This is a genomic window from Pleionea sp. WD8-19, assembly GCF_055326765.1.
The window spans coordinates 132,952-158,121 of the sequence record NZ_JBUZOU010000009.1 but is presented as its reverse complement, the minus strand read 5'-3'; the positions used below and the strand labels follow the sequence as shown (position 1 = coordinate 158,121).

14 protein-coding genes are annotated in these 25,170 nt (G+C 41.3%); 4 read left to right on the top strand and 10 right to left on the bottom strand.

Going from position 1 to position 25,170, the window contains the following annotated elements; all coding sequences use genetic code 11:
* Window positions 1-41: 41 nt before the first annotated feature.
* On the bottom strand, window positions 42-2,846 hold the full coding sequence (locus tag ACTUJY_RS12725; RefSeq protein WP_463616473.1) for an AMP-binding protein: 2,805 nt from the start codon (window positions 2,844-2,846) through the stop codon (window positions 42-44).
* A 60-nt stretch (window positions 2,847-2,906) separates the two neighbouring features.
* On the bottom strand, window positions 2,907-3,341 hold the full coding sequence (locus tag ACTUJY_RS12720) for a host attachment protein (protein WP_463616472.1): 435 nt from the start codon (window positions 3,339-3,341) through the stop codon (window positions 2,907-2,909).
* Window positions 3,342-3,695: 354 nt separating this feature from the next.
* Between ACTUJY_RS12720 and ACTUJY_RS12715 the strand changes: the two genes are divergently transcribed.
* The 4 genes from ACTUJY_RS12715 to nhaA all read left to right on the top strand — a co-directional run bounded on the left by ACTUJY_RS12715 (window position 3,696) and on the right by nhaA (window position 8,565).
* Window positions 3,696-4,547 (top strand): transglutaminase family protein, encoded by an 852-nt coding sequence (locus tag ACTUJY_RS12715; protein ID WP_463616471.1) that lies wholly within the window; start codon window positions 3,696-3,698, stop codon window positions 4,545-4,547.
* Between the two features lie 340 nt (window positions 4,548-4,887).
* The gene (gene hflK, locus ACTUJY_RS12710; RefSeq protein ID WP_463616470.1) at window positions 4,888-5,946 is read left to right on the top strand and encodes an FtsH protease activity modulator HflK; all 1,059 of its coding nucleotides are present in this window, start codon (window positions 4,888-4,890) and stop codon (window positions 5,944-5,946) included.
* Window positions 5,943-6,902: a protease modulator HflC gene (gene hflC, locus ACTUJY_RS12705; protein WP_463616469.1), complete on the top strand. Its 960-nt coding sequence runs from the start codon at window positions 5,943-5,945 to the stop codon at window positions 6,900-6,902. Before hflK ends, hflC begins: the two co-directional genes overlap by 4 nt.
* Before the next feature lie 304 nt (window positions 6,903-7,206).
* Complete coding sequence (gene nhaA / locus ACTUJY_RS12700) at window positions 7,207-8,565, top strand: Na+/H+ antiporter NhaA (protein WP_463616468.1); 1,359 nt, start codon at window positions 7,207-7,209, stop codon at window positions 8,563-8,565.
* Window positions 8,566-8,630: 65 nt separating this feature from the next.
* Here the strand turns inward: nhaA and ACTUJY_RS12695 are convergent, their stop codons facing one another.
* From ACTUJY_RS12695 to ACTUJY_RS12660, 8 genes are all read right to left on the bottom strand, one after another.
* Window positions 8,631-9,674: a fatty acid desaturase family protein gene (locus ACTUJY_RS12695; protein ID WP_463616467.1), complete on the bottom strand. Its 1,044-nt coding sequence runs from the start codon at window positions 9,672-9,674 to the stop codon at window positions 8,631-8,633.
* 149 nt (window positions 9,675-9,823) lie between these two features.
* A complete protein-coding gene (locus ACTUJY_RS12690; protein ID WP_463616466.1) occupies window positions 9,824-10,672 on the bottom strand; it encodes a GGDEF domain-containing protein in 849 nt (282 codons plus the stop codon).
* Between the two features lie 17 nt (window positions 10,673-10,689).
* Window positions 10,690-13,755 carry a sigma 54-interacting transcriptional regulator gene (locus ACTUJY_RS12685; RefSeq protein ID WP_463616465.1) on the bottom strand — a complete coding sequence of 1,022 codons (3,066 nt, stop codon included), beginning with the start codon at window positions 13,753-13,755 and terminating at the stop codon, window positions 10,690-10,692.
* Window positions 13,752-15,515 carry a two-component system response regulator gene (locus tag ACTUJY_RS12680; RefSeq protein WP_463616464.1) on the bottom strand — a complete coding sequence of 588 codons (1,764 nt, stop codon included), beginning with the start codon at window positions 15,513-15,515 and terminating at the stop codon, window positions 13,752-13,754. The genes ACTUJY_RS12685 and ACTUJY_RS12680 overlap by 4 nt, the downstream gene beginning before the upstream one ends.
* Window positions 15,493-19,977, bottom strand: coding sequence for a hybrid sensor histidine kinase/response regulator (locus ACTUJY_RS12675; protein ID WP_463616463.1), 4,485 nt, complete (start codon window positions 19,975-19,977; stop codon window positions 15,493-15,495). The genes ACTUJY_RS12680 and ACTUJY_RS12675 overlap by 23 nt, the downstream gene beginning before the upstream one ends.
* Window positions 19,978-20,104: 127 nt before the next feature.
* On the bottom strand, window positions 20,105-22,147 hold the full coding sequence (locus ACTUJY_RS12670) for a S8 family peptidase (protein ID WP_463616462.1): 2,043 nt from the start codon (window positions 22,145-22,147) through the stop codon (window positions 20,105-20,107).
* Between the two features lie 225 nt (window positions 22,148-22,372).
* Entirely contained in the window at window positions 22,373-23,083 is a 711-nt protein-coding gene (locus tag ACTUJY_RS12665) for a copper resistance protein B (RefSeq protein ID WP_463616461.1), read from the bottom strand.
* A gap of 12 nt (window positions 23,084-23,095) precedes the next feature.
* Window positions 23,096-24,991 carry a copper resistance system multicopper oxidase gene (locus ACTUJY_RS12660; RefSeq protein ID WP_463616460.1) on the bottom strand — a complete coding sequence of 632 codons (1,896 nt, stop codon included), beginning with the start codon at window positions 24,989-24,991 and terminating at the stop codon, window positions 23,096-23,098.
* Window positions 24,992-25,170: the final 179 nt, after the last annotated feature.

Genomic DNA, 25,170 nt, shown 5'->3' with positions numbered 1-25,170 from the left:
CGTGGCTTCAAAAAAAAGAGTGTTAGAATGTGGCAACGTCGCTAATTGCTCAAATCGGGTTCGCCACTTTCTGCCAGTATAATATTTCTCGCTTTAAGTTTTAAATGGTTGGATGTGTTCCAATCGTCTTCTTGAGCATCGATTGTGAGCGGTTGATGAACGATTATTTCAATGGCGTTGCGTTTAGGTAACCAGCTGCCTTCCGGTAACAATTGCCTTGTTCCTTTTAAGGTTACGGGTACTATTTGCCGATTGCTTTTAACTGCAATAATAAATGCACCTAAATGAAAATTATTGAGTCCTGAAAACCGAGTAAAGGTTCCCTCTGGAAAGAAAAATAATGATTGAGTTGTGTTGGTTAAGCGATCGGTATCGGCAACTCCGTGTTCCACGTCACTGCGCTCTACATACTCAACATCAAGTCGATTCAATAGCCATCGTATCAATTTTTTTTGTTTTAACTCTGCTTTAGCGACAAATATAAAGTCTACGGGTAAGGCCGCCATAACAAAGTAGGCGTCTAGGTAACTGCTGTGATTGGCCACGAATATGTAGTTGTGCTTTTGATTTAGCGGCTGCTCGTATTTTATCTGAAATTTAATGAAGCAGGCGTAAATACAAAAACGACAAGCTGCACCAGCGATTTTTTTTCGTAAAGTTCGCGAGTTAATCAGAAAAAATAATGGAATGACAACAGTAGCGGTTACTAAGTAAAGTAACCAGCAATAACTGCCATACAATAGGTTTTTGATGAGAGATAGAAACTGACGGGCGCGGTGTGATATACCTGAAAACGCAATTTTTGTCAGTTGCCACCATAGAGGAGATGATGCTTTACCCAGCTTCCCACTACAGTAAAGTGCTTTGCAAGCTTGTCGTCGAAGCTTTCCGCTGGATGTTTTAAGAATCGTGTTAGGAGGTGCTAAAACGATATCATCAGCACCTACGGATACTCGGTCTATGCAAATTCGATTGATTTTTTGTCTTAATTTTTGTTGCTTTCTAGTCCTCGTTTCTCGTGTTTCGGCAATGACTACCAGCTTTTCCGGTTTGCCCGTTTGTGATATACCACATACAACAACGCGTCCGCGTCGAATACCTGCTAAGCAACCTACTGCCTCTTCGATTTCGTGAGGGTATATATTACGACCGCCTCGGATGATGACGTCTTTGTAACGCCCAGTAATGTAAAGTTGGTCATCATCAATATAGGCAAGATCCCCCGTATTTAACCAATCTCCAGCCACTAACTTTTTTGTTTCACTCGGATTTTCGAAGTACCCCTGAGTGGCTGATGGTCCTTTAAATTGTAAATGTCCTTCGTGGCGATCGAGTAGCTCTTGGTTGTTATCGTCAACAATACGTATTTGATGGTCGGGTAGTACATAACCACAGGCAACAAACTCTAAAGTATCGATACTATTCGATCTTACTGGCTCCGCGATGCCCTTTGTCATAAATTTTGTTCGGTTTACTTTTGCAATTTTGGGTACCTGGATTTCCTTAGGAAAAGCCAGGCCAACTGAAGCTTCTGCTAGCCCGTATACAGGACAATAGTGTTCAGCTTTAAATCCATACTGTTTAAAACGGTCGCAAAAGTTTCGGACGGTATCAGGAATTATTGGCTCTGCACCATTAAGCATACGGCAACTGCTTAAATCCAATCCTTTAAGCTCTTCTTCTTCGATTTTGTGAACACAGAGATCGTAGGCAAAGTTGGGTGCAGCCGTAAGTGTCGCTTTATGTTTGTGGATGGCCCAAAGCCACCGTTGAGGTCGTGTCAAAAACGCTAATGGCGACATGACAACTAAATTGGCGGCGAAATAAAAAATACTCAGCCATGCACCAATCAGTCCCATGTCATGATAGAGCGGTAACCAACTGACAAAGACTTCGCGTGAAGAAACATTCATTGCTTTACCCATAGCGCGAATGTTTGCTAACAAGTTAGCGTGCGTTAATTGCACACCTTTCGGTTCCGAAGTCGAACCCGATGTGTACTGTATAAAAGCGATACTGTCCGCTGTCGTTTGTATTGGCAGTGAATGAGTATCGCAATGTTCGAAGTCTTCAATGGACACCAATTGCTTTAAGCTGGGAACTAAGGATTTGAGTAACAGAGAAAAATGCTTAATTTGCTGTGTGGTGATTAAAACTTCTGCGCGACAGTTTTCAAGAATAACCTGGTGTCGTCGAATATAGCTTTCAATTTGAGTCATTCGGATCGGTGGATAAATTGGAACCGGAATACAGCCCGCCTGAATGACACCGAGAAAGCTGAAGAAGTATTCGGGGCCAGTCGGTAGCATAATTGCGATGCGTGCACGAGGTGACAGATTTAACTCTGTTAAACCCCAACCCATTCGACGACTGGCAGTGGCAAGTTTCTCATAAGTAATGACCTCTCCGTGTCCGGTATCTTGGTAAATTTCGATGTGTGGTCGAGTAGGGTGTCTCTCGAGATGCCACTCCAGAACATCTATGAGTGTTGAGGCTAATTCTGGCGAATCTAAAACGGTTGCTAAAGGTGATGGAGCTAAACTTTGCTGACTTATTTTAGGAGGTTGATGGGTATTGTTAAGTATTGCTAGAAAAATATCGTTGAGTGTTTCGATACTCGCAAAAAGCTCTTCAGGTAATTTTATTTCAAAATTTCTTTCAATACGTGAAATCAGCTCTACACGAGCTAAGCTGTCAAACCCCAGCTCGTCCAAGTTGCTGTTTATAGTAAGCTGACTAAAACCGTTTTTATCGGGATGCAGCTCTTGACCTAAAGCAGCAACGATTAACAGGAGTTGTTGCTTCACCAGTGGTTGTTGCATTAATGAAGCAGGTGAAGGATTCATTTCGGCTCGTCATAACAATGGCCTGTCATATGCTGCTACTTAATTCATAATGAATAGCCATTAAAGGTATTTGGGCAGCCTATCTCTAATTTTGCGTACATTAAACCCAGTTAGATCACGATCAATTTCTCCAGCAAGCACCGTTTTGATGCGATCGGGTATCTGGGTTCTCAGTGTTCCTAGAAACTGTGGTGCTGCGACCAGGTAAAGTTTATGGAAGTCTTTCCTATCGATTCCTTGAGTCAGTCGTTGCACCAAATCTCGGGCAAACTTTTGAGCAGCATTGTCACGTGCTTTGCTTTTTTGAGCCATACGGTGGTGGCCTAATGCACCATTGTCACCGTGGCTTCCGGGGGCATCCGACACAAGTTCATGCTCTTTCATTCGAGCTTCAGGGTTCACAAATCCTTCTAGCTCTATCAAGCTGTTGTCGGAAGGGTCGGCTCTTAAAATACGTGCACGACTGCTGTCGGCAACCATTATCCAGGTGCTCATGGTGATTTAACCTCCGTTAAAAACGGCGTGGTGCCGTTTGTTAATAGTAGCATATCTTGGCATTTTGAAATTAAAGTGAGGTGTTGATTTTTAGAAAAACAAGACATAGTTTGTTTATATTTAAACTAATATAAGAAAAGATTTTTATATAGTTAGTTCGTATTAGATGTTGAGAAAAACCTTTATGATAAAAGAGTTGCGTTTTACCAGAACTTACCCAAACTGATGTTTCACTATTATTGGACGTGTAACCTTCGAATCATTTCTTATATAGCATGATATACTATGCATGCGTAGATAATTCTAATTTGTACTACTTAACTGGGACGCCAATAATGGCTAAGCATTGTATTAATGAAGCGATTTAAAATTATCCATCAAACACGATATGACTTTACAAATTTGGTTGAATTGTTGCCACATACTTTACGCCTTCGACCACGAGAAGGTCATGAGTTACGAATTGAATCATCAATACTAAATGTCTACCCAAATTCATTACTGCGTTGGTATCGGGATGTGGAAGGTAACTCTATCGCAATCGCTTCATTTGAGCACAAAACGAAAATGCTATTTGTTGAAAGTGAAATTGTTATTCAAAAATACGATTTGAATCCGCATGATTTTTTAATTGCGGATTATGCTTTAGATTATCCGTTTACATATCAAAAAGAGGACCAAATATCATTATCCGCTTATCTCAAAGTGTCTAGGAAAATAGACAGTGAGTTAAGCAATTGGATTGATGGTATATGGAATCCTGAAGAAAAAATTCAAGCATTTTCTCTATTGCTTCGTTTAAATCAACGTATTTTTGAAACGTTCAAATACTTTAGTCGAGACGAAGAAGGTGTTCAAACAGCGGAATTTACAGTTGCAAAACGGGTTGGGTCCTGTAGAGATTTTGCCAATCTCTTTATGATGGCAGCACGATACCTTGGATTTGCAACTCGGTTTGTCAGTGGATATATTTTCTCAGATTTTAATACTTTGCAACCTGGATCGACGCATGCATGGGTCGAAGCGTTTTTGCCGGGTGCTGGGTGGAAAGGATTTGATCCAACATCAGGAACTATCGTTGGAGCTGAACATGTTGCCGTTGCAGTAGCTCGACGACCGGAATTGGTACCACCGATCTCAGGAAGTTTTTACGGTAGCCCTGGGGCATCAATGTCAGTTAATGTTTGGGTAAGCCAAATGTTTTAAAAGAAGACTCGAAAATATCTAGTATTGGATTACAAACGAAGGTGTTTTGGTGAATGTCGACAGTTTGTGACGATGTTTAAAACAGTAAACATATACCCTAAATGTTTAATTATGGTAGATATAGAGTTTAAATATCATTCTTGACCAATAATTACTACAACATACTATAAATTTGGGGCGTGAATTAAAGTCTAAATAACTCGTGTACGAATACCATTACTGTTAAGTTAATGAGATTATTGATGCCATTTTTATCATTCAGACTTGATTTATATTTTTTTGACCTCATTAAGAGGTATGAGACAAAGACTTTTGTCTTGAATTAAGAGGCAACGATATTATGCCACAGGATAATAGCGATCCTAACTCTCCTTGGGGAGGTGAAAACAAAACACCTCCTGATCTCGATAAAATACTCACTCAAAGCTTTGGGCGTTTAAAGAAGTTTCTTCCTGGTGGAAGCCCGTCAATATTTATCATTCTCCTAGCCCTTTTTTTTCTTGCTTCCCTTATTTGGACCTCTTTATATACGGTTCCTAGCGATTCAGTAGCTGTAGTGCAACGATTTGGTAAATACATTTATGACGTGCCACCGGGTCTCCATTTTAAGTTGCCGTTTGGTATTGATTCGGCAAAAATAGTGCCTGTTAAGAGACAACTAAAACAAGAGTTTGGATTTTCTACACCTGGAGCAGCTGACCCATACCAAAGTCCGCGTAAAAATGATGGCGTGCGAGAAACACAAATGGTCACCGGAGATCTTAATGCGGCATTGGTTGAGTGGGTTGTGCAATATCGTATTTCTGATCCAGTAAAATTCCTATTTGAAGTGAGAGAGCCTAGCGAAACGCTACGTTATGTCTCTGAGTCAGTGATGCGTGAAGTGGTAGGTGACCGCACCGTTGACGAAGTAATTACCGTGGGTCGTCAAGATATTGAGTCCGAAGCGTTGACAAAAATGCAGGTGCTATCAACTAAATATACAATGGGTATTAGTATTGATCAGGTTCAGTTAAAAAATATTAATCCCCCAAGGCCTGTGCAGGAGTCGTTTAACGAAGTTAACCAGGCACAACAGGAAAAAGAAAAACTCATTAATGAAGCACGCCGAGATTACAATAAAGTCATTCCACTTGCATTAGGCGAAAAAGATCAACGCATAAGAGAAGCCGATGGATATCGATTGAAACGGATCAATGAAGCCCAAGGTGATACGGCTCGTTTTAACGCATTGTTTGCTGAATATATTAAAGCGCCTGAAGTAACAAAACGCAGGATCTACATAGAAACAATGCAGATGGTTTTACCAAACATTAGATCAAAAATCATTATAGATGAACGAACAAACAACGTTTTACCACTGCTTAATCTAAAAGGGGTGACCGGAGAAAAGCCATGAGCACGTTTAAAATGATAATTGTTTTAGGAATTTTTGCGTTGGCTATTATAACTTTAAAAAGTGCTCTTTACACCGTCGGCGAAGTTGAACAAGTCATCATTACCCAGTTTGGTAAGCCAGTAGGTGAGCCGGTTATCGAGGCAGGTCTCAATTTGAAATTACCTTATATACAAGAGGTGAACGCTATCGACAAGCGCATATTAGAGTGGGACGGAGAACCGTCAGACATGCCGACCAAAGACAAGCTTTACATATCCGTTGATTTGTTTGCGCGTTGGCGCATTATTGATCCACTGCAGTACTTTTTACGACTGCGTGACGAGCGAAGCGCTCAATCCCGACTTGACGATATATTGGGAAGCGAAACTCGCAATGCAGTCGCAAAACATGAGCTTATAGAAATAATACGTACAACTAAAGATAGAGAGCCACTGCATGAGGGACTTTTAAGTCAGATCGAGTCCGATATGAAAGTTGGTACATTAGTACCGATTAATAAAGGGCGAAAGCTGGTGGAACAAGAAATCTTTCTTGCTGCCGTTGAAAAGGTGAAGGTGTTCGGTATTGAGTTACTCGATATTCGATTTAAACGCATCAATTATAATGAGAGTGTACGCCCCAAAATATATGAACGAATGATTAGTGAGCGACGGCAAATTGCGGAGAGGTTTTTGTCGGAAGGTAATGGAGAAGCTGCAAGAATTCGAGGTGACCGAGTACGGGATTTAAATAAAATACAGTCGGAAGCTTATCGACAAGTTGAAGAGATTAGGGGCATTGCGGATGCCAATGCTGCAGAAATTTATGCTCAAGCATACAATCAAAACCGACAATCTGCTGAACTGTATGAGTTTAGCCGTACGATGGAATCATATAAAACAATAATTTCAAACGATACTACATTGGTTTTGTCTACAAAAAGCGATTTATTTAAATACCTAAATGACATTCAATAAATCAAGCAAGCGATTAAACGTACAGGTTAAATAACATCCAAACTTAATAAGTACTATAACAAGAGTAAACTATTGGCATCGTTGTTTAAGTCTCAGGAGAAAAGATAATGAATTTAACTAATGATGAAAAGGCTATGATGAGCCGCTATAATATTTTTTATGAACAAGTATCTGTTTTTCGTTACAAAAAATATCAGTATGCAACGCTACAAGATTCGGTTAATTACGCAAAGATCGATTTTTAACACAATATCGCCAACCTAAAACAAAATGATCCTTCAATAGAGAGAAATGGAATCAAAAAGTGAAATACCTCAAAAGAGGGCATCCGACTCAGCTGCCGAAAGAACATATTGACTGGGTAGTTCAACCCATTACTCGTTTTGTTCAAATCGAAGCCGCTGCGGGCGTCGTTCTACTGTTTTTTACAGTACTGGCTTTAATTCTTGCAAATTCTGCGGTCAGTGACTCCTTTCTTGACTTTTGGCATATATCCATTGGTATTAATATCGGCTCCTTTAAATTCGAGCGTTCAGTGCATGGCTGGATTAATGATGCCGTAATGACCTTATTTTTCTTTTTAATTGCACTGGAGCTTAAACGAGAGTTGGTATTGGGCGAATTGCGTAATCTACGACTTGCGATGCTGTCAATTTCTGCCGCATTAGGAGGGATGCTGGCACCGGCACTTGTGTATCTGTTTTTTCAGTATGGTGAGTTAGGCCAGGGGGGATGGGGTACCGTTATGGCAACTGACACTGCATTTGTAATTGGTTGTTTGGCCCTATTGGGACAACGCCTACCAAAAAGTTTGCGGGTATTTATGTTGTCGCTGGCGGTTGTGGATGATATTGGAGCGATTATCGTTGTTGCGATAGGCTATGGCAGAGAGTTAAATTGGTTAGCCATTGGACTCGCACTATCAGGCTTTATTGTTGTAAAAATAATGAATTTTCTTGGAATACGAAGTATCGCACTGTTTTTTATAATAGGCGGAATAACATGGGTGGCAGTTGACGCTTCAGGCATTCATGCTACTGTTACTGGTGTGATACTGGGGCTGATGACACCAACCAGTAAATGGGTAAGCGATGATCGGTTACATACAATAATGGATTGTATAGTTGCATATCCTCCTGGCAATCATTGGAGTGGGAATACTCCAGATCGTAAAGCTTTAAAAACGGCGGAAGCAGCAGCAAGAGAAGCACTCTCTCCAGTCGAACGATTAGAAATATTACTTCACCCGTGGGTGGGTTTTGTTGTAATGCCATTATTCGCCTTTGCAAATGCTGGCATTTCATTCACGGAGATTCATTATGATATTTCGTTATCGATGGCAGTTTTTCTTGGGTTTGTGTTGGGAAAACCTCTTGGTATTTTTCTATTTAGCTGGGTTGCGGTTCAGTTGAAAATTGCACTGTTGCCGAACGACTTAACTTGGCGAATGATTATTGGCGGTGGAATATTAGCAGGAATTGGATTTACCATGGCTCTATTTATAGCTAATTTAGCCTATAGTCCTGATCAAATTAATTCGGTAAAACTGGGTATTTTGTCAGCATCTGTTTTCTCTGCGTTATTAGGGTTCGCGATATTATGGCACCATTCTTTTGAACTTCGCTCCAACCAAAGTCCCCATATGAATCAAGATATCGATTAATCAAACGTTTGAGTAAATAACAATAAAAGATAGGCAATAACACCGCATTGGTTTACCTAGTTTAATTACACGAGTTTGGATTCCTTATAGGAAATCATTCGCTGCAACTCTTCATCCCATAGACTGGATTGAAAACAACTGTACATTTCTGCTAACCCCAAGGTCGTAACTACCGGTGTTTGCAGTTCTGGAATCGCTTCCATAGCTTCTGGTAAACGGTAAAACGGAATGCGAACATTGAGATGGTGTATGTGATGATAACCAATATTACCGGTCACCCATTGCATAAATTTATTCAACTCCAAGTAGCTGGAAGACTTTAATGCCCCTCGATAATACGACCAAGCTTCGGGTGTAACAATTGTCATACGTTTGAAGTTATGTTGAGCAAAAAACAAGTAAGATCCGAAAGCACAATTAAGGCTCATTGGCAGTAGAATGACAAAAAAAGCGGTGCTTGATCCGCCAAATGACCAGAGTACAGCGATGATTGCGCTATGCAATAATAAGGAGATTAGCGAATCGAAATGTTTCAATGGTTCTTTCATAAAAGGTAACAAGCAGAAACTGATACAGAATATTGTCAAGTAGCCAAACAGTATGATTAATGGATGACGCTGCAATCGATAGTATATACGTTGTCTTTTAGAAGCTTCGTGCCACATTTTAGTGGTCATAATCGGGAACGTGCCAATGCCAAAGGAGTCAATTTTTCCGACATGTCCATGATGGAAGTTGTGACTCTTACGCCAGGCTTTCGTCGGAACCAATACTAGTGCACCATAAACACGAAAAAGCCAGTATGCCACAGAAGAGTTTGTCAAAATAGCACCATGCATATAGTCATGGAAGGTTATGAATGTCCGTACCATAAGCATCGCACTCATCAATGAAAATATAAGTTGTAGCCATGGCCAAGGAGCTACTCCTGCGCCAATCATAGAGGCTAACAATAGTGTAAATACGGATAAAACCAGTCGCCAACTTTTACTTCGGAATTCTTTGGCAAAAGGCAAAGTTGCCCTGAGGAGTTCTTGGTCAACCCGCAAACCAGCACTGTGTTTAGTGGATTCTTCATCATTAGTATGACTATTGATATTCTGTGTCATAAAGCTCGACTTTCTCCAAAGAATGAACTATTTGAAAAAGGATAATCAAACTATGCCCAAAATTGCCTCTGTTAAGTATAGGTGCAAAGAAAATATCTAGAAAAGCACAAAAAACAATGTCAATTATGTGCCTTTAACTCAATAACAGTTTAGACTTTACCCTGCCATATTTTATAGGAAATATTATTCTTATCTTTATTTTTTACAGAGTACATAAGATCATCTGCTACTTTCATCGCTTCTTTAATGTCTGTAGGCATGGTTTCAAAGGTTACCAAACCAATGCTAAAACTTACCGGCCAATCATTGATATTCATTCGACTTTCCAATAGTTCTCTGGTTTTTGTCAGTGCTGTTTTAGCTTCAATTTGCTCAGTCTCTGGTAATAAACAAGCAAACTCATCGCCCCCTAGCCTTGCAACAGAGTCTGTTGCTCTGAGAGATTCTTTTAGACATCTTGCCACTTCAACAAGCAGTTGATCGCCTTCGGAATGACCAAAAGAGTCATTTACATACTTAAAATTATCAATATCCAAATAAACCAGTGAAAATACGTGTTTATATCTAGAAGCGCGAACTAACTCGTTTTCAAGCTCACTATAAAAACCTCTTGAATTGCTAATCTTAGTAAGGTTATCAGTGTCGGCTGCGTCGGATTCAACTCGATGAACGTTTCGAAAATTGGTGACAAGAATCGAAAGTGCAGAATAGGATAATAGGCAAGGAATTGTGTATTGTAACAGTGCAGTTACCTCAATCGTACCATGATATATTTTAATAAAAAGTAATAATGCAGATGATGCAAGTGCTAAGAGCAAGCCTGATGCTCTCGATCCATACCAACTAGCAATAGTAATAGGGAATATGTAGAAAAGCTCGAGAGCTATAGTTTCGATATATAAAGCCGCTAAAAATGTTAAAATTAAAACCATAAATAAGGCTAAATACCAAATATATTTGTTCGAGTATTTATCGAGTATGCTGAATATAGTTTTCAAAATAAAATAAGCTCCGATTAAATATTCGAGTTATGAACGTTTTTCTTTAAGATTTTTCTCAAAGTAGGTAAAGAAACATTCAGTAATTTTGCTTGTTGTTTTTGATTTAGACTTGTTGTAGATATTGTCTTTATTAATTTATGCTCTAAATATGACCAAGGGCTTTCTGCAATATTGTTGGATAATAAGGCTTCTAGCTCCACATTGATTGCGGTGGCAAGATTTTGAGGGAGGTTTATTGTTTTCATTGCTCTGACTTTTTGGTGCCTTCGCCTTAATGTGGATTCGGAAATATTTAATTGATTGGAAACCTGATAAAGGTTGTTCCAGCGCTTTAAACAAACTTCAAGAAAGCATGACTCCAGCCAAAGAGAAAGTGGTAATACTTCTTTTTGAGCACATGCATAAGTAACCAATTCTTTTATTGTTGAATCTAAATTAGCATTAGGATTGGTTTTTTGTTTTACCTCATTAGGTATACTTTGTTTGAGTGAAACATCACTTTCCTCGGAAAAGTTATTTGTTCTAATATGCTCGGGAGTAATGGTATTTGATTGACATAAGATTACGGCTCGCATCATTACATTTTGGAGTTCTCTCACATTACCGTGCCACGGATAATTCAATATGGTTTCGCTAGCCGACTGACTCAATTCCATTCGCTGTTTTCGGTATTGTTCAGCGTAAAGATGTGTGTAATGCTTCGCAAGCAATAGCGAGTCATTGCCTCGTTTTCTTAATGGCGGGATATCCAGATTGAAGACATTTATACGATAATATAGATCGCCACGGAATCGTCCGGCTTGCACTTCATCAGCGAGATTTCTGTTAGTAGCAAAGATCAGCCGTACATCAACTTGTTTTGTACGTTGGTCACCTACAGGAATAAATGTACGCTCTTGGACAAATCGCAAGAGTTTTGACTGTATGTCTAAAGGCAGTTCTCCGATTTCATCTAAAAATAGAGTGCCTCCATCGGCTTCCAGTATGCGTCCTCTCGTGTCTTTTATTGCACCGGTAAAGGAGCCTTTTCTGTGACCAAATAATTCACTTTCGATTAAGTGGTCGACTATCGTGCTACAGTCGACAGTAATAAATGGACCTTGATTACGTAAACTTCGGTTATGGATTTGTTTAGCAATCAGCTCCTTTCCGGTGCCTGACTCACCAACAATTAAAACCGAAGCATCCGTTGGTGCAACCAGTGCGATTTGTTCGACAACTGCTTTCATTGCACCGGACTCATAAACCATATTTCGAGACTGGTTCGTTACCGGTTCATTATTACTGGGTTTAGATTGCTTTTCGTGGTGTTGTGTTTTGTGTCTTTCCAGAGCGGCCGATAAATTGGGTGTTATTCGCTCTAAATAAGGAATGCACTTTGTTGCAAACGTCATGTTTGTATTCGACCATTGAAGTGATATCATGCCAACGTATTTTTCTTGATAAATTAATGGCACTGAATAGGAAATGACGTTTGGGTCATTATCACCAGGTAGCGTTATAAAGTCTGGTTTAGTAAGCACAATTAATTGGTTTGCTGTCTCTTGCGCAACTTTCAATTGTTCCTCAGTTAAACAATTAGCGAATGTGTCACTGGAAACATTACTTTTTGAACGATTGGTTTTAATGGAATTACAGCTGACAAGGTTACTGTTTGAAAGAAAACGAACTAATCCCTCATCTAACGCGAAGAGAGACACTTCCAAACAATCCAGGCCATGTTTAAGTTGGTTGCAAACTTCATAAGAAAATGCGTCAAGATCGTGAGCTTGCCCAATAATCTTTACAAGTTCCCATTGAAGCATGATGTAACGAAAATCGTCGCTTGTTGCATCGCTGTATTTACCACTCATGCGATCGAGGTTAGCCAAAATATTTACATCAAACTCCGGTCGCCAGCAAATTAATTGTCCGCCACCAGAACTGTGAGCGGCCTGCAACGCCATATTGGCACGTAAAAATAATTCAAAAAGTGATTTTTCTCCTTGTTGCTCATTAGAGTTTAGGGTAGCAAACCCGATGCTGAAGTTTAGTTTGATTTTTAAGTGGCTGTAGACATGATTGTTTAAGTGTTCGTGGAGTCGCTCGCCAAAAACATGACCTTGTTTTGCATCTGTCTCGGGGAGTTGAATTGCGAAAACCACGCCACTAAAGCGTGTCACGAAGTCTTTTTCGCGAATAACACTTTCAATATTGGATACTATTTCTTTGATTATCTGATCGCCTATTTCTCTACTATAAGACTTATTACACGATGAAAAGTCATCCGGTGTAATGAGCATTAGAGATAAGGGAGGACCTGCTTCATGTTCAGTTTGTTCAACACTTTGCCAAGCCGCAACTTTTCGTAATATTATTAGAGTTTCTTGCTGAAATTGATTACCTCTCAATGTTCCAGCGATGCCATCGACCATAAAAACGTGTTGCTCTATTTCAATTGGAAAAGGAGGGAGTCGAGTTAATGAATGTGTTTTTATATTATCTTTTAATATCGTATCGGTTCGATTAAAGGCTGACTTTGATGGAATGGTTAAAGCGTTGCTCCAATGACTGCCCAGAATATCCTGTTTTGACTTATTTAATAGGGTGCAAAGTGCACTGTTTATCTCAATGACGTTACCTTGATTGGATAAAACCAAAAGCATTTCACCAAGGCTTTCCGCGAGCAAAGATAATATTTGCTCTTGCCGTTCTAGAGCAACATGCAATGTTTGGTTTTCGGAACATAATGTTAGTACTTGTGAAAGGACTGTCGATTGTCGCCAATCACAAATTGTATTTGGCGCTTTACTAATTTCATTGTCTTGACTCTCGTTTAAAATGAGCCAAGTTATCGAACGGTTCTGAAGGTTAAATGCTTGTTTTACATCTTTTTGTTGTTGAAGGTTTTGACAAAGGATTATCATTCCGGATTTAATTGTACTTTCGCGAAGCAGTGGTTCAAAAACCGGTTGCCAGCCAATAGCATTAAAGTGCTCGACCAAACTTGAGTGATTGGGATCAACCTCGGGCGCCAACAGAACACCAATGGATTTGATATTTTTACACAATGGTTCACTTTGTGATGCAGACTTGTTCATTTGCTGGCAATCTGCTCCTTGAAATCTCTCTTATATATCTCTTCAATAAGATCGGCAGGAACAGGGCGACTAAACAAATAGCCTTGAAGAAGCAGTTCGTTTACTCCTTGCACCGCCTGAATCTGTTCCTTGTTTTCGATACCTTCAGCAATTACGCTTAATCTTAAGCTGCTCGACAAAGCAAGTATGGCATCAACGATGGCTTTATCATCGGGCTCCGACATTATGTCGCAGATAAAGGATCGGTCAATTTTTAACGTATCGATGGGAAAACGTTTCAGATAGTTTAAAGAGGAGTAACCAGTACCGAAATCGTCCACTGCTAGTGCGAGACCCAATCGTTTCAATTCTTTTAACCGTTCAATATTATCGCCGGCATCACTCATGATTACGGTTTCAGTAAGTTCCAACTCTAATAATTTGGCAGGTAAACCAGAAACCTTAAGTGCTTTCTGAACCATGCGAGAAAAATCTGGACGTTTAAACTGTAACGCAGAAACATTCACGGCTACTCGTAATTCCATTCCAGCATCAAACCACTGCTTGCCTTGTATACACGCTTGTTCCATTACCTGTTGACCAAGTTCAATAATAACGCCCGTTTCTTCTGCAACAGGAATAAAATCTGCGGGAGAAATAATATTGCCATCGGGTGGGCACCAGCGTACAAGTGCTTCTACCGCTATCATTTTTCCACTTTGTGCACAAATTTGCGGTTGATAATAAACTTGAATTTCACCTTGATCCAACGCTCGTCGTAAGTCTTGTTCAAGTTGTAATCTGAACATTGACTCTGCATTCATAGAGTCTCGATAAAACTTGTAACAGCAGCGTCCTTTTTGCTTTGCGAAGTACATCGCGGTATCGGCATTTTTTAAAAGAGACTCGGTATCTTCTCCATCTTCCGGATACAGCGCAATACCAATACTGGGCGTTATTACCACTTCAAATTGTCCGAGTTGAAACGGTTTGCTTAAACTGAGAATAACGCGCTCCGCTATTGACGCGGCTTCCGCCTGATTATTTAGTCGACTCAGGAAGATGGTGAACTCATCGCCACCTAACCGAGCTAGCTCTGGCTCTGACTGATCGTTGTAGCGAGTAAGCATGTCACTGTCGCGTAAATTTTGTTGCAGTCGATTTGCGACTTTCCGTAAGAGTTTATCGCCATGACTATGGCCTAAGGTATCGTTGATTCGCTTAAATCTATCGAGGTCAATAAAAAGCATTGCTGCCTGATATTGGTTACGTTTGGCTAACGATAAATAACGATGCAGTTCTTGTAATAGCAGGTGACGATTAGGTAGTCCGGTGAGCTTGTCGTAAAACGCTAATTGATGAAGTTCTTGTTGTTGTGTTATTAGTTCAGAAAAGGCGTGGCTAGCGCGCAATATATATTTAACCCGTTGTCCGAGTATCGGCCACTTTATCGGTTTTGCAATAAAGTCGGTTGCTCCTGCTGCGTAGGCTTTTTGAATCGATACAATATCATCGGAGCCGGTTACCATTATTATCGGAATATGTTTTCCTTCTGGATTTTGGCGAATGCGCTCACACGTCGTAAATCCGTCCATTACGGGCATGGAAACATCCAGTAAAACCAGATCCGGCGTGTGTTCATTGAATTTAACAAGCGCTTGTTTGCCGTTTTCCGCTTCAATGATTTCGATATCATCGTCCGATAAAGTTTCCACCATAAAAATTCGAGCGGTAACGTCGTCGTCGCAAACTAAAATTTTAGTGGGGCTTGGACCTTTCATTTTGATATTGCTCCAACGATTTTATACTGTCGTTAAATACGTGTTCTATTTGAGCGGCTAATTGGCGCCAATCTTCTGAGTCGCTTTCCATTATCATTGACTCAAGATCGCGGCAGAGTAAATGAAGGCGTTTTGCTCCGGCATTGCCAGCCATTGACTTTAAAGCATGCGCTTTTAACTTTACGTCTTCTGGTTCTGCGGATTCATCTTGTGATAATTGAGTTAAATCGGCGGATATGCTTTTTGCTTCTTGTTGAAAAGCGGTTAGTATTTTTGCCATTAATTGTGTTCCGTTTTTTTCACCCATTTGTTGCATAATTTCGAGCGTGTTACGATCGATTAAATCACTACTGAATTCACTCGTCGGCTGATTGACTTCCACTTTAACTACCTTTTTTCTATTGGTGAGAATGGGTAGGAAATGGCTTAGCATTTGCGCAAGCTGCTGTGATGTAAACGGTTTCTCCATGACATCATTCATTCCCGAGTCGAGACACTCTTGTCGTAATGATTCGCCCATTCCTGCCGTTAACGCAATTACAGGAAGTGTAGGCCACTTTTTACGAATTTCTCGAGTGGTGGCATAACCATCGAGAACAGGCATATGGCAATCCATTAAAACCAAGTCTGGCATTGAGTGATTTATCGCTTTTAAAGCTTGTTCTCCATTGTCTGCGAGTAAACAATGACACCCCATGAGTCCTAACATATTCTTCGCGACTTCCTGATTGGTTTGGCTATCTTCTGCCACCAAAACAGTGGCGTCGAAGATAGCCTCATTGTGTTGAGTGGGTATAGTTTCGTGAAGTTCCTCATGAGACAACCCTAATGACTTGCGAAGAATTTGCTGTAAGTTTTTAAAGTGGGGAGGGAGGGTTAATACGTTATATTCTTCATACTCTAGCCACTGAGATGAAGGCAATAAACAAATCCATCGTTCTGGGTTTATTGTGCTTGCTTTCACCTTTGACTCGAAAGAAAGTTCGCTGAACCAAAGAGCCTTTGGATTATGCGCTTCTCGTTCATCAATATGATCAACAGCATGAGATTTAATATCAAGCAGCTTTAACATCTGGTTCAGAGAGTTGAACAATCCACCATCGATACCCAACAGATAAGCGTTTACATCGACAAAGTCGTCGTTTTCGAGTTGCTCTTTTGTTTCAAGTACCGGAAATTCAATTTGTAAACTAAAGGTACTGCCTATACCCGGTGTTGAATCTAAAGTGAGTATCCCATTCATTAAATGCGTTAATTGTCTGCAAATTGCTAAGCCTAAACCAGTACCACCGTATTTTCTCGTCGTTGAAACATCCGCCTGAGTAAACATTTCGAAAATCTTTTCCTGACTTTTGGCATCCATCCCAATGCCCGTGTCCGATACATGAAAAATTAAGGTTTGAAGTTGCTCATCCGCATTCATATCTTGTTCAGAGTGCGTCACGGCTTCAACAGTAAGATTAACTTCTCCTCGCTCAGTAAATTTGATTGCGTTACTGACAAGATTCGCAAGAATTTGCCTTAATCGAGCTGGATCCGCTTTAATCACTGTTGGACAGTTTGCATAAATTATCGGATTGATATTTAAATCTTTATTGTGTGCCGCTTCACTGAAGAGGTCACAAACATCTTCAACCAAATCGCGAACATTTACCGGCAAATGTTCTAAGCTGGCTTTGCCCGCCTCCAACTTGGAGTAGTCAAGAATGTTATTTAATAAGTCGAGTAATAAGCGGCCTGAACGGTAAACCAATTGTGCGAAGTGCGATTGTTTCGGAGAGAGCTTCGAGTTCAATAGTACTTCAGACATTCCCAAAACGCCATTCATGGGTGTTCTTATTTCGTGACTCATGACCGCAAGAAAATTGCTTTTTTCCATGCTGGCTTGCTCAGCTGCCTGGCGTGCTTTTTCGGTTTCGACCATGCTTTTTTCAAGTTGCTCGTTGCTTTCACGCAGCGCTTTGGTCCGTTCGGCAACTTCTTTTTCGAGTCTTATACGTTGTTGAATTTCTTGCTCGCGCTTAAGTCGGAAGCGCCGATAAATAGAGTAAAGGACTAAAGCAATGGTTAATGTGTAAAGGCTATAAGCCCAATGGGTTTTCCAAGGAGGTGGCAATACTTTTATTGGCAGCGACAGCCCTTGGGTATTCCATACGTCTTGACTGTTGCTGGCTTGTGCTTTGAGCGTAAAGCCTCCGTGAGGCAAATTGGTAAAAGTAGCCAAGCGTCGGTGTCCTAATTCAATCCAGTCTGAATCGAATCCTTCCAGTTTGTACTTGTATTGATTTTGTTCTGGCGCATTATAATCTAATGCTGCAAACTCAAACGATACTACATAGTCCCGATGAGTTAACTCCAGCTCTTTCAATTGCTGATAGGGAACATCGAACCAGACTTGCTCATTTAATTTTTTGATTCGAAGTAAAACGACCGGTGGTGCTTGTTTATTGTCTATTACTCTTTCCGGGCGGAAACTCACAACGCCGGAGTTTCCGCCAAAAAAAAGCGTACCTTGGTCATCACGAAAACCAGCACCAAAATTAAACTCACTGTCTCTTAATCCATGATAGGTTCCAAAATTTCGAATTTTCTTATCGCTTAGTGACAGTCGGCTCAGACCTTTGTTACTGCTTAACCAGAGATAATCGGCATTGTCACCAGTAATGAAATACACATGGCTGCTCGGCAATCCTTCGGTGCGATTAAAGTGTTCGAAGTGGTTGGCGCGCTTTCGCACATCGTCGCGATGCCAAAAATTGAGGCCTCCACCTTGGGTACCAACCCATACATTGCCATTCGCGTCTTGATAGAAAGCCCAAGCCATTTGCGCAGAGAGACTTTTTTTATTTTGTGGTTGATGCTCAATGCGCTTAAAGGATTGTTCATTTGGCTCAAATACGTTGATACCTCGATCCGTTCCAATTAATAGCGTATCATCGCGAAGTTGTTTAATTGCAAGTACTTTGTTGCTGTTGAGGCTGTTTTGAGTTTCCGCATCATGTAAAAAGTGAACAAAACGATTCTTATCCGGTGAAAAATAGTTGAGTCCACCGCCGTAAGTACCCGCCCAGATTTTCCCAGATTGATCTTTAAGAAGACTGGTGACGGCGTTTGAACTGAGGCTACCTTTTTCTTCTGGGTCGTGTGCAAAATAATCTATTTTTTCAGTAACCGTGTTGAGTTTTCCTAACCCAGAGCCTCGCATACCAAACCATAAAAAATTTCCATCACCTAACACCGTCATGACTCGAGGATCTTTTAAGGCAGGTGTGGAGTTTTTGTCTAATATTAAGCGTGGTTCGCCATTATTGTTGAGTTGGGTGAGACCACCATAACTGGCAACCCAAATTTGAGCATCACCATTTGCGTTGGTCGTTTGCGCAAATCCCATAATGACATTACTGGCTAAACCTTTTTCAATGAAGTGAAAAGGCACTTCAACACCATGATTCAGTCCATGAAAAGTACCAAACCAGAGTAACCCAGTTAAGTCCTCCAGAATCGAAAACACTTTGTTGTGACTGAGTCCATTATCGGTATTGAAGTTATAAAAACCCTGTTGACCATCCCAGATGCTGACGCCCGCTTCGGTTGCTACCCAAATGCGATCGTATTTGTCTTGATAAACTGAGTGAATAAAGTTGTTGGCTAAACTTTGGGGGTGATTGTCTTGCCGTTGCCAGTTATCGAGTTTTGAACGTTTTGAATCGAGTCGAAACAAACCGTTATCGTACGATCCAATCCATAGATTATTTTTTTTATCGATTAAAATGTGTAAAAGCCGATCACTTGACAGGTTGAGCTGTGCGCTGTTGGGATATTTTGAGAGCATTTTACTCTGTTTATCGAATCGCAATAATCCATTGCCATCCGTAGCAAACCATACGGCTTCATTATCGTCGTTTATGGAAGAAATGGTGGATGAGTTGGTGAGTTGCGGAAGCAGTCGCTCAATAAAATAATGATTAAAAATATGTTTGTCAGGATCGAATTGACTGAAGTTTCCATCTTGATAGCCAATCCAAAGCATTCCTTGACGATCGCAATGAAGCGTTTGAATGCGATTGGAAAGCGGCGAGTGGGGAGATGGACTTTTTTCGGCCAGCCAGCTTTTAAAAGTCATTCTTGCGGGTTGAAACAGGTTCAAACCACCATCTCGAGTGGCTATCCATAGCCTTTGCTTTTGATCTTCGGTTACCGCGCGGATATTGTCGGAGCTGATACTGTCTTCCTGGTTATTGTTGTGGGTAAAACTAATGACTTGATAACCATCGTAGCGATTTAATCCTTCTTGAGTAACGAGCCAGATGTAACCGGATGCATCTTGATAAATTTGCCGAACGGTTTTTTGTGGGAGCTGCTTAGTGGCTTCTACGGTACTGAAGCTGAATTGCGGTGCCTGTTGCCCATTTAGGCTAAAAATCGCCAGCAAAATAAAACTTAGCACAGGGTATTTGAGCATGGATTATCGCAATGAGTTAGCGTTATTTTAAGCCTAATCCATATCAGCAGATATTCCAGTTAAAGCAAAAACCGAGCCTTTTAAGACTCGGTTGTTTCAGACAATGTGGGGTATTTGTTATTGAGATTTACTCTTGAGGCAACCAGGTATTTTCCCAAATAAAGCCGTTTTCCCAGATGAACCCGTTCTCCCAAATAAAGCCGTTTTCCCAGATGAACCCGTTCTCCCAAATAAAGCCGTTTTCCCAGATGAACCCATTCTCCCAAATAAAGCCGTTTTCCCAAATAAAACCGTCTTCAAAAACTTGGTCTTCGTAACCAATAATATAAAAGTGACCGTTTTCATCCTGGCGTGCAGCCCCCATATAATGAACGTCTCCACTTAAGTCCGCGTGAATGTCCATGCCTCGATTAGCACAACCCGAGTTATCACTTTCGGTTGCTCGTATTGCATTAATGTAGCCGGTTCCTTGCTGAAACGGACTGTAAGCCATTATTCCATCAGATGACGCAAATAATGTACTGGACATCAATCGACACTTGACATCATTGGCGGTTAAATCGGGATTTTGTTGCAGCATGAGCGCAACAATGCCGCTTACGACTGCGGTTGATTGTGAAGTACCCGACATAATGAATTTATCGTTGCCAACGGCGTATTGTGGGTATTGGCTCGGAAGGTACATGTTAGGATGAGCGACCCCAACAATGTGCCCACCAGGGGCAACCAAATCCGGCTTTATAAACCCGTCGTGCGTTGGTCCTGCGGATGAAAACGACATCAAGAAGTCGTCCTGAACATTGTCGGGTGTGTAGTTATCGCTGATTGCACCGACAGTGATCACATAGGGGACATTACCCGGAGCACCGACCGATAACGATTGAGGACCGGCATTGCCCACGGATGTGACAACAACAATGTCGCGTGCCCATAACTCCATGACGGCTTGATTCATAGGATCTTCCCAGTAAGAAGAGCTAGGAGAGGCACCAAAAGAAAGGTTGACGACTCGAATATTAAGCGCTTGATGGTTATCGGCAATGTATTGCAATCCGCGGATCACATCCAGGTAGGTACTGTGGCCGTCTTCGTAAAATGCTTTAACGATCACCAGGTCGGCATCAGGAGCGACACCTTGATAGCTGTGCTGATTTTGCCCATTGATCACTGCCGGCTGACTGTTGGCAATGATGCTGGCTATATGACTGCCGTGACTGTTTTCATCGGTCACTTCATTTCGATTCAGTTCTTGATCGTTTATCGCGTCATACGCACTTTTTATACGACGGTTTCCTTCGGTGTCTCTTTTAAGGCCTCCGTGTGCTGCCCATAAACCACTATCAACTACGGCGACGGTTACGTTTTTACCGGTAATACCCTGCGCGTGCAGCACATCTGATCCAATCACTTGGTTGTAGTAGGTGTTGCTGTCACCGTCTTTCGTTTGAGTCTCATACCCTTTAACAGAAGCGCGCTGACAATTTTCTTCAAAACGAACGTTTAATGAATAATCGGCTTGGCTGTATGCACTAGCATCCGCGTTGGAAAACTTAATTTCCATGACAGCATTGTCGTAACTTTGTAATGTAAAGGGCATCAAAAATTCACTTTGATCAACACGCAATTCGCCGTTTTGGTTTTCGCCAGCATGTTGAAAAATTCGAAGACTATTGAGCTCAATGAATTCGATGTTACCAAGTTGATGAGGCCATTGAAGCTCTAGCCCTTGTACAGTGGCAGCAATATCTCTTGCGTTAAACAACTTCCACTTTACTTTTCGACGATTCGTTTCCATGACGTGACTGCCGTAAACTAAGCAGTCTTCGAGTGAACCGAAAGAAAATACGGGTAAGTTTTCGGTAATTCGGAGCAAAGGCTCAAGTGCATTAAGAAGAGCTATTTGAGAGTCCGACAACAAAGCGCCGACACCTGAAACGAGAGGCAGTTCATGGGTGATGACACCACCTACCTGGTCAATTAATCGTTTTAAAATGGCAACGTCTGACCCTTGCACTAATACATGGTTGTCTAAAGACAGGGTACTTTCTACTGTGTTTTCTATGGAATCGTTGAGTACTGGGTCTAACAAGCCGGACTGTGTGGTACTCGTTATAAAGCTGAAAAGTACGCCAACCAATACAGGGCAGATTTTTCTTAAACTGAGCTTCATCGTAATCTCCAGATGAGTTGCCTAGTGAAGCGGCAGATGAATGACTAACTATTATCTTATAAGGCAAATAGGAGGCCAGTTTTTAACCTATTGAAAACATTGGTCTTTTTTATTGGGGTAAAAAATGGGTGGTAAATATTGAAAGTAATGACGGGAAATGTGCAAAATATGAAGGGAAATATTTGGTAGTACTGTCAATATTTATCTTTAAAAGGAAATTTATCGTTAAAACCAGAATTTAATCCCGACCGACCATTGATTCTCAACAGCCGCTTCACCGTTTTGGCGCGAAAAAAGAGCGGTTTGGCCATATTGCTTTTTCCAGTTAAAAGCGAAGTAGGGGACAAACTTGCGGTGAAGTTCGTATTGCAACCTTACATTGACTTGAAGGCTCGACAACCCTGAGCCAACTCTCCGTTCTCTGTCATTTTGGCCAAAAAGGTTCACCTCAACTTCCGGTGAAAGAATTAATTGCTGAGTAAAAAGCCATTCATTCTCAAACACGAATCGAAAGGCTGAAGTATTGTTTTCTCCAATAAACAGTGTGCTATTGACGTCAAAAAAATAAGGTGACAATCCCTCCAATCCTATTGCGAACCAGTTGCGCTTGGGTGAAGGGGAAAAGTCCTTACGGAGCCCAACTTGAAAGTCCCAAAATGGCGAAAAGGCTTTGCTGTAAAGCGCTTGCAATTCAATATGCTCAGTGTGGCTATTTTCCTGTTCTGCTTTGATGTTGAACCAAAGTTTATGCAAGTCTTTGCCAACCCAAGCTTCGCTTTCCAGCTTATAAAATTCATCGTTATCGGTGTTTTTAACCTCCAGTTGGTTAACTGAAACATAAACTAATATGGGGTCGTCTTCAACGTGAGCTCGTATTAAATTGAAGTAAAAAAGTAACAAAAGTAATAGCATTGCTTGAAATAAATGTGTTTTCACATTTTGCTCCGTTTAAGTCACTTGTACTTCGCGAAACATTCCCGGCATGTGATACAACAAGTGGCAATGAAAGGCCCACCGACCGATTGCGTTCGCTGTGACTAAAAAGCTGATTTTTGATCCGGGCTGAACAATCACCGTATGTTTTCGTGGAATGTAAAGCGGCGCTTCCGTTTCCAATTCACTCCATATGCCATGTAAGTGGATAGGATGGGTCATCATGGTGTCGTTAACAAGAAGAAACCGAACGCGTTCACCATACTTAAGTTGAATGGGATCGGCATCGACAAACTTAATGCCGTCCATTGACCAAATGTATCGGTTCATATTACCCGTTAAATGCAGTTCAATTTCTCGCTCCGGCTCGCGTTGGTCTGCTGTTTGATTGAAATTACAAATGTCGGCATAAGTCAGTACTCTTCGACCATACTTTTGTTGGTGATTGCGCAGACCAATACCGGGGTCAGTTAAGCCATTCATTGGGTTGTCGGCTCGCATATCGACCAGGGCGTTGTATTCCGAAGTGACATGAGAGATGGTGCGGTTACTACCGAAACCTGCTCTGCCCAGTGGATAATTGTTACCGCGTGAATCGTTTGGTTTGGTCGTGAATAGGCCACTTTTCATAATATGATGATTATGATCGGAGTAATGCTGCGAATGATCGGTAACGTTTTGTGTTTTGCTTTTGTGATGCTCGTGCTTTTGCTTACCATTACCCGGCTCGTGATCGTGAAGAGCCATGGAGTGTACCATCCCCATATCACGGTGTTCTAATACCGGCAGATAATCCATATCGGGAATTTCTGCATGCCAGTCGGGGTTGGGTGTAAGCGTTCCTCGAGCATAACCAGTACGATCAATACTTTGAGCAAAAATCGTGTAGGCACGGTCTGCATTAGGTTGCACGATCACATCATACGTTTCCGCGACCCCCATTCGAAATTCATCGACCGTCACCGGTTCAATGTTTTGACCGTCTGCGGCGACCACGGTCATGGATAATCCGGGAATGCGAACATCAAAAAGGGTCATGGCGGCACTGTTAATAAATCGAATCCGTATTTTTTCTCCATGCTTGAAAAGGCCTGTCCAATCTTGCTCAGGTGTGTAGCCATTCATTAAAAATGTATAAGTAAAACCCGTTACATCTGAGATATCAGTGACACTCATTCGCATTTGGTTCCACATGGCTCTATCGTTCCATGCTTTTACTAAGCCTTTATTTTGAATGTCCTTCCATAAATCAAAAACCGTACGCTCTCGAAAGTTATAATAGTGGCTTTGCTTTTTTAAATTTGCGTATATGCTTTTTGGTGCTTCATCGGACCAATCCGATAGGAGTACCACATAATCTCTATCGAACGTGAAAGGGTCAGGCTCTAAGGGATCGATGACAAGCGCGCCGTACATTCCAGTTTGTTCTTGAAAGCCCGAGTGACTGTGATACCAAAACGTTCCGCTTTGATGTACATCAAACTGATATTCGAAACGTTCTCCGGGTTTAATGCCATCAAAACTTAAACCGGGAACGCCATCCATTTCGGTTGGTAAAATGATGCCGTGCCAATGGATGGAAGTGTCGTGAGCCAAATTGTTTGTGACGCGTAGGGTGACGCGGTCGCCTTCTTTCCAACGTAAAACAGGTGAAGGTATGGAACCGTTAACCACCGTAGCGATACGATCCCGACCGGTAAAGTTTACCGGAAGGTAACCGACACTCAGCTCGAAAGTGTTGCCGGTTAAAACGGGAACGGATAATGGGTATTGTCTATTACGGGGCATCGAGCTACAGGAACTTAAACCGAGTCCAAGTAATGCACTACCGGCAGCAACACCTGTTACAAATTCGCGTCGAGTGAGGGCGGTTTGAGATAGAGTGAGGGGATAGCGACTGAAGTGCTTCATAAATGGGAAAAGTTATACCTTTTTAAGTTCGATTCAGTGGAATATTATTGAGTATTAGATGATTTATAGTTTGTAGATTAGTCATTGACAAGGATAGTATCGGTAGGATGGGTGTTAACCCATCTTTAAAAACTCAACCTTGATGGGTTATGCAAAGCTGGACCGATCTTACTTAGTGT

Excerpts from the sequence above, each read along its gene's own strand:
- ACTUJY_RS12725 (WP_463616473.1), bottom strand. The coding sequence starts at position 2,846 with ATGAATCCTTCACCTGCTTCATTAATGCAACAACCACTGGTGAAGCAA.
- hflC (WP_463616469.1), top strand. The coding sequence starts at position 5,943 with ATGAGCACGTTTAAAATGATAATTGTTTTAGGAATTTTTGCGTTGGCT.
- ACTUJY_RS12685 (WP_463616465.1), bottom strand. The coding sequence starts at position 13,755 with ATGAACAAGTCTGCATCACAAAGTGAACCATTGTGTAAAAATATCAAA.
- ACTUJY_RS12675 (WP_463616463.1), bottom strand. The coding sequence starts at position 19,977 with ATGCTCAAATACCCTGTGCTAAGTTTTATTTTGCTGGCGATTTTTAGC.
- ACTUJY_RS12670 (WP_463616462.1), bottom strand. The coding sequence starts at position 22,147 with ATGAAGCTCAGTTTAAGAAAAATCTGCCCTGTATTGGTTGGCGTACTT.
- ACTUJY_RS12695 (WP_463616467.1), bottom strand. The coding sequence starts at position 9,674 with ATGACACAGAATATCAATAGTCATACTAATGATGAAGAATCCACTAAA.
- ACTUJY_RS12715 (WP_463616471.1), top strand. The coding sequence starts at position 3,696 with ATGAAGCGATTTAAAATTATCCATCAAACACGATATGACTTTACAAAT.
- ACTUJY_RS12680 (WP_463616464.1), bottom strand. The coding sequence starts at position 15,515 with ATGAAAGGTCCAAGCCCCACTAAAATTTTAGTTTGCGACGACGACGTT.
- ACTUJY_RS12660 (WP_463616460.1), bottom strand. The coding sequence starts at position 24,991 with ATGAAGCACTTCAGTCGCTATCCCCTCACTCTATCTCAAACCGCCCTC.
- ACTUJY_RS12720 (WP_463616472.1), bottom strand. The coding sequence starts at position 3,341 with ATGAGCACCTGGATAATGGTTGCCGACAGCAGTCGTGCACGTATTTTA.
- hflK (WP_463616470.1), top strand. The coding sequence starts at position 4,888 with ATGCCACAGGATAATAGCGATCCTAACTCTCCTTGGGGAGGTGAAAAC.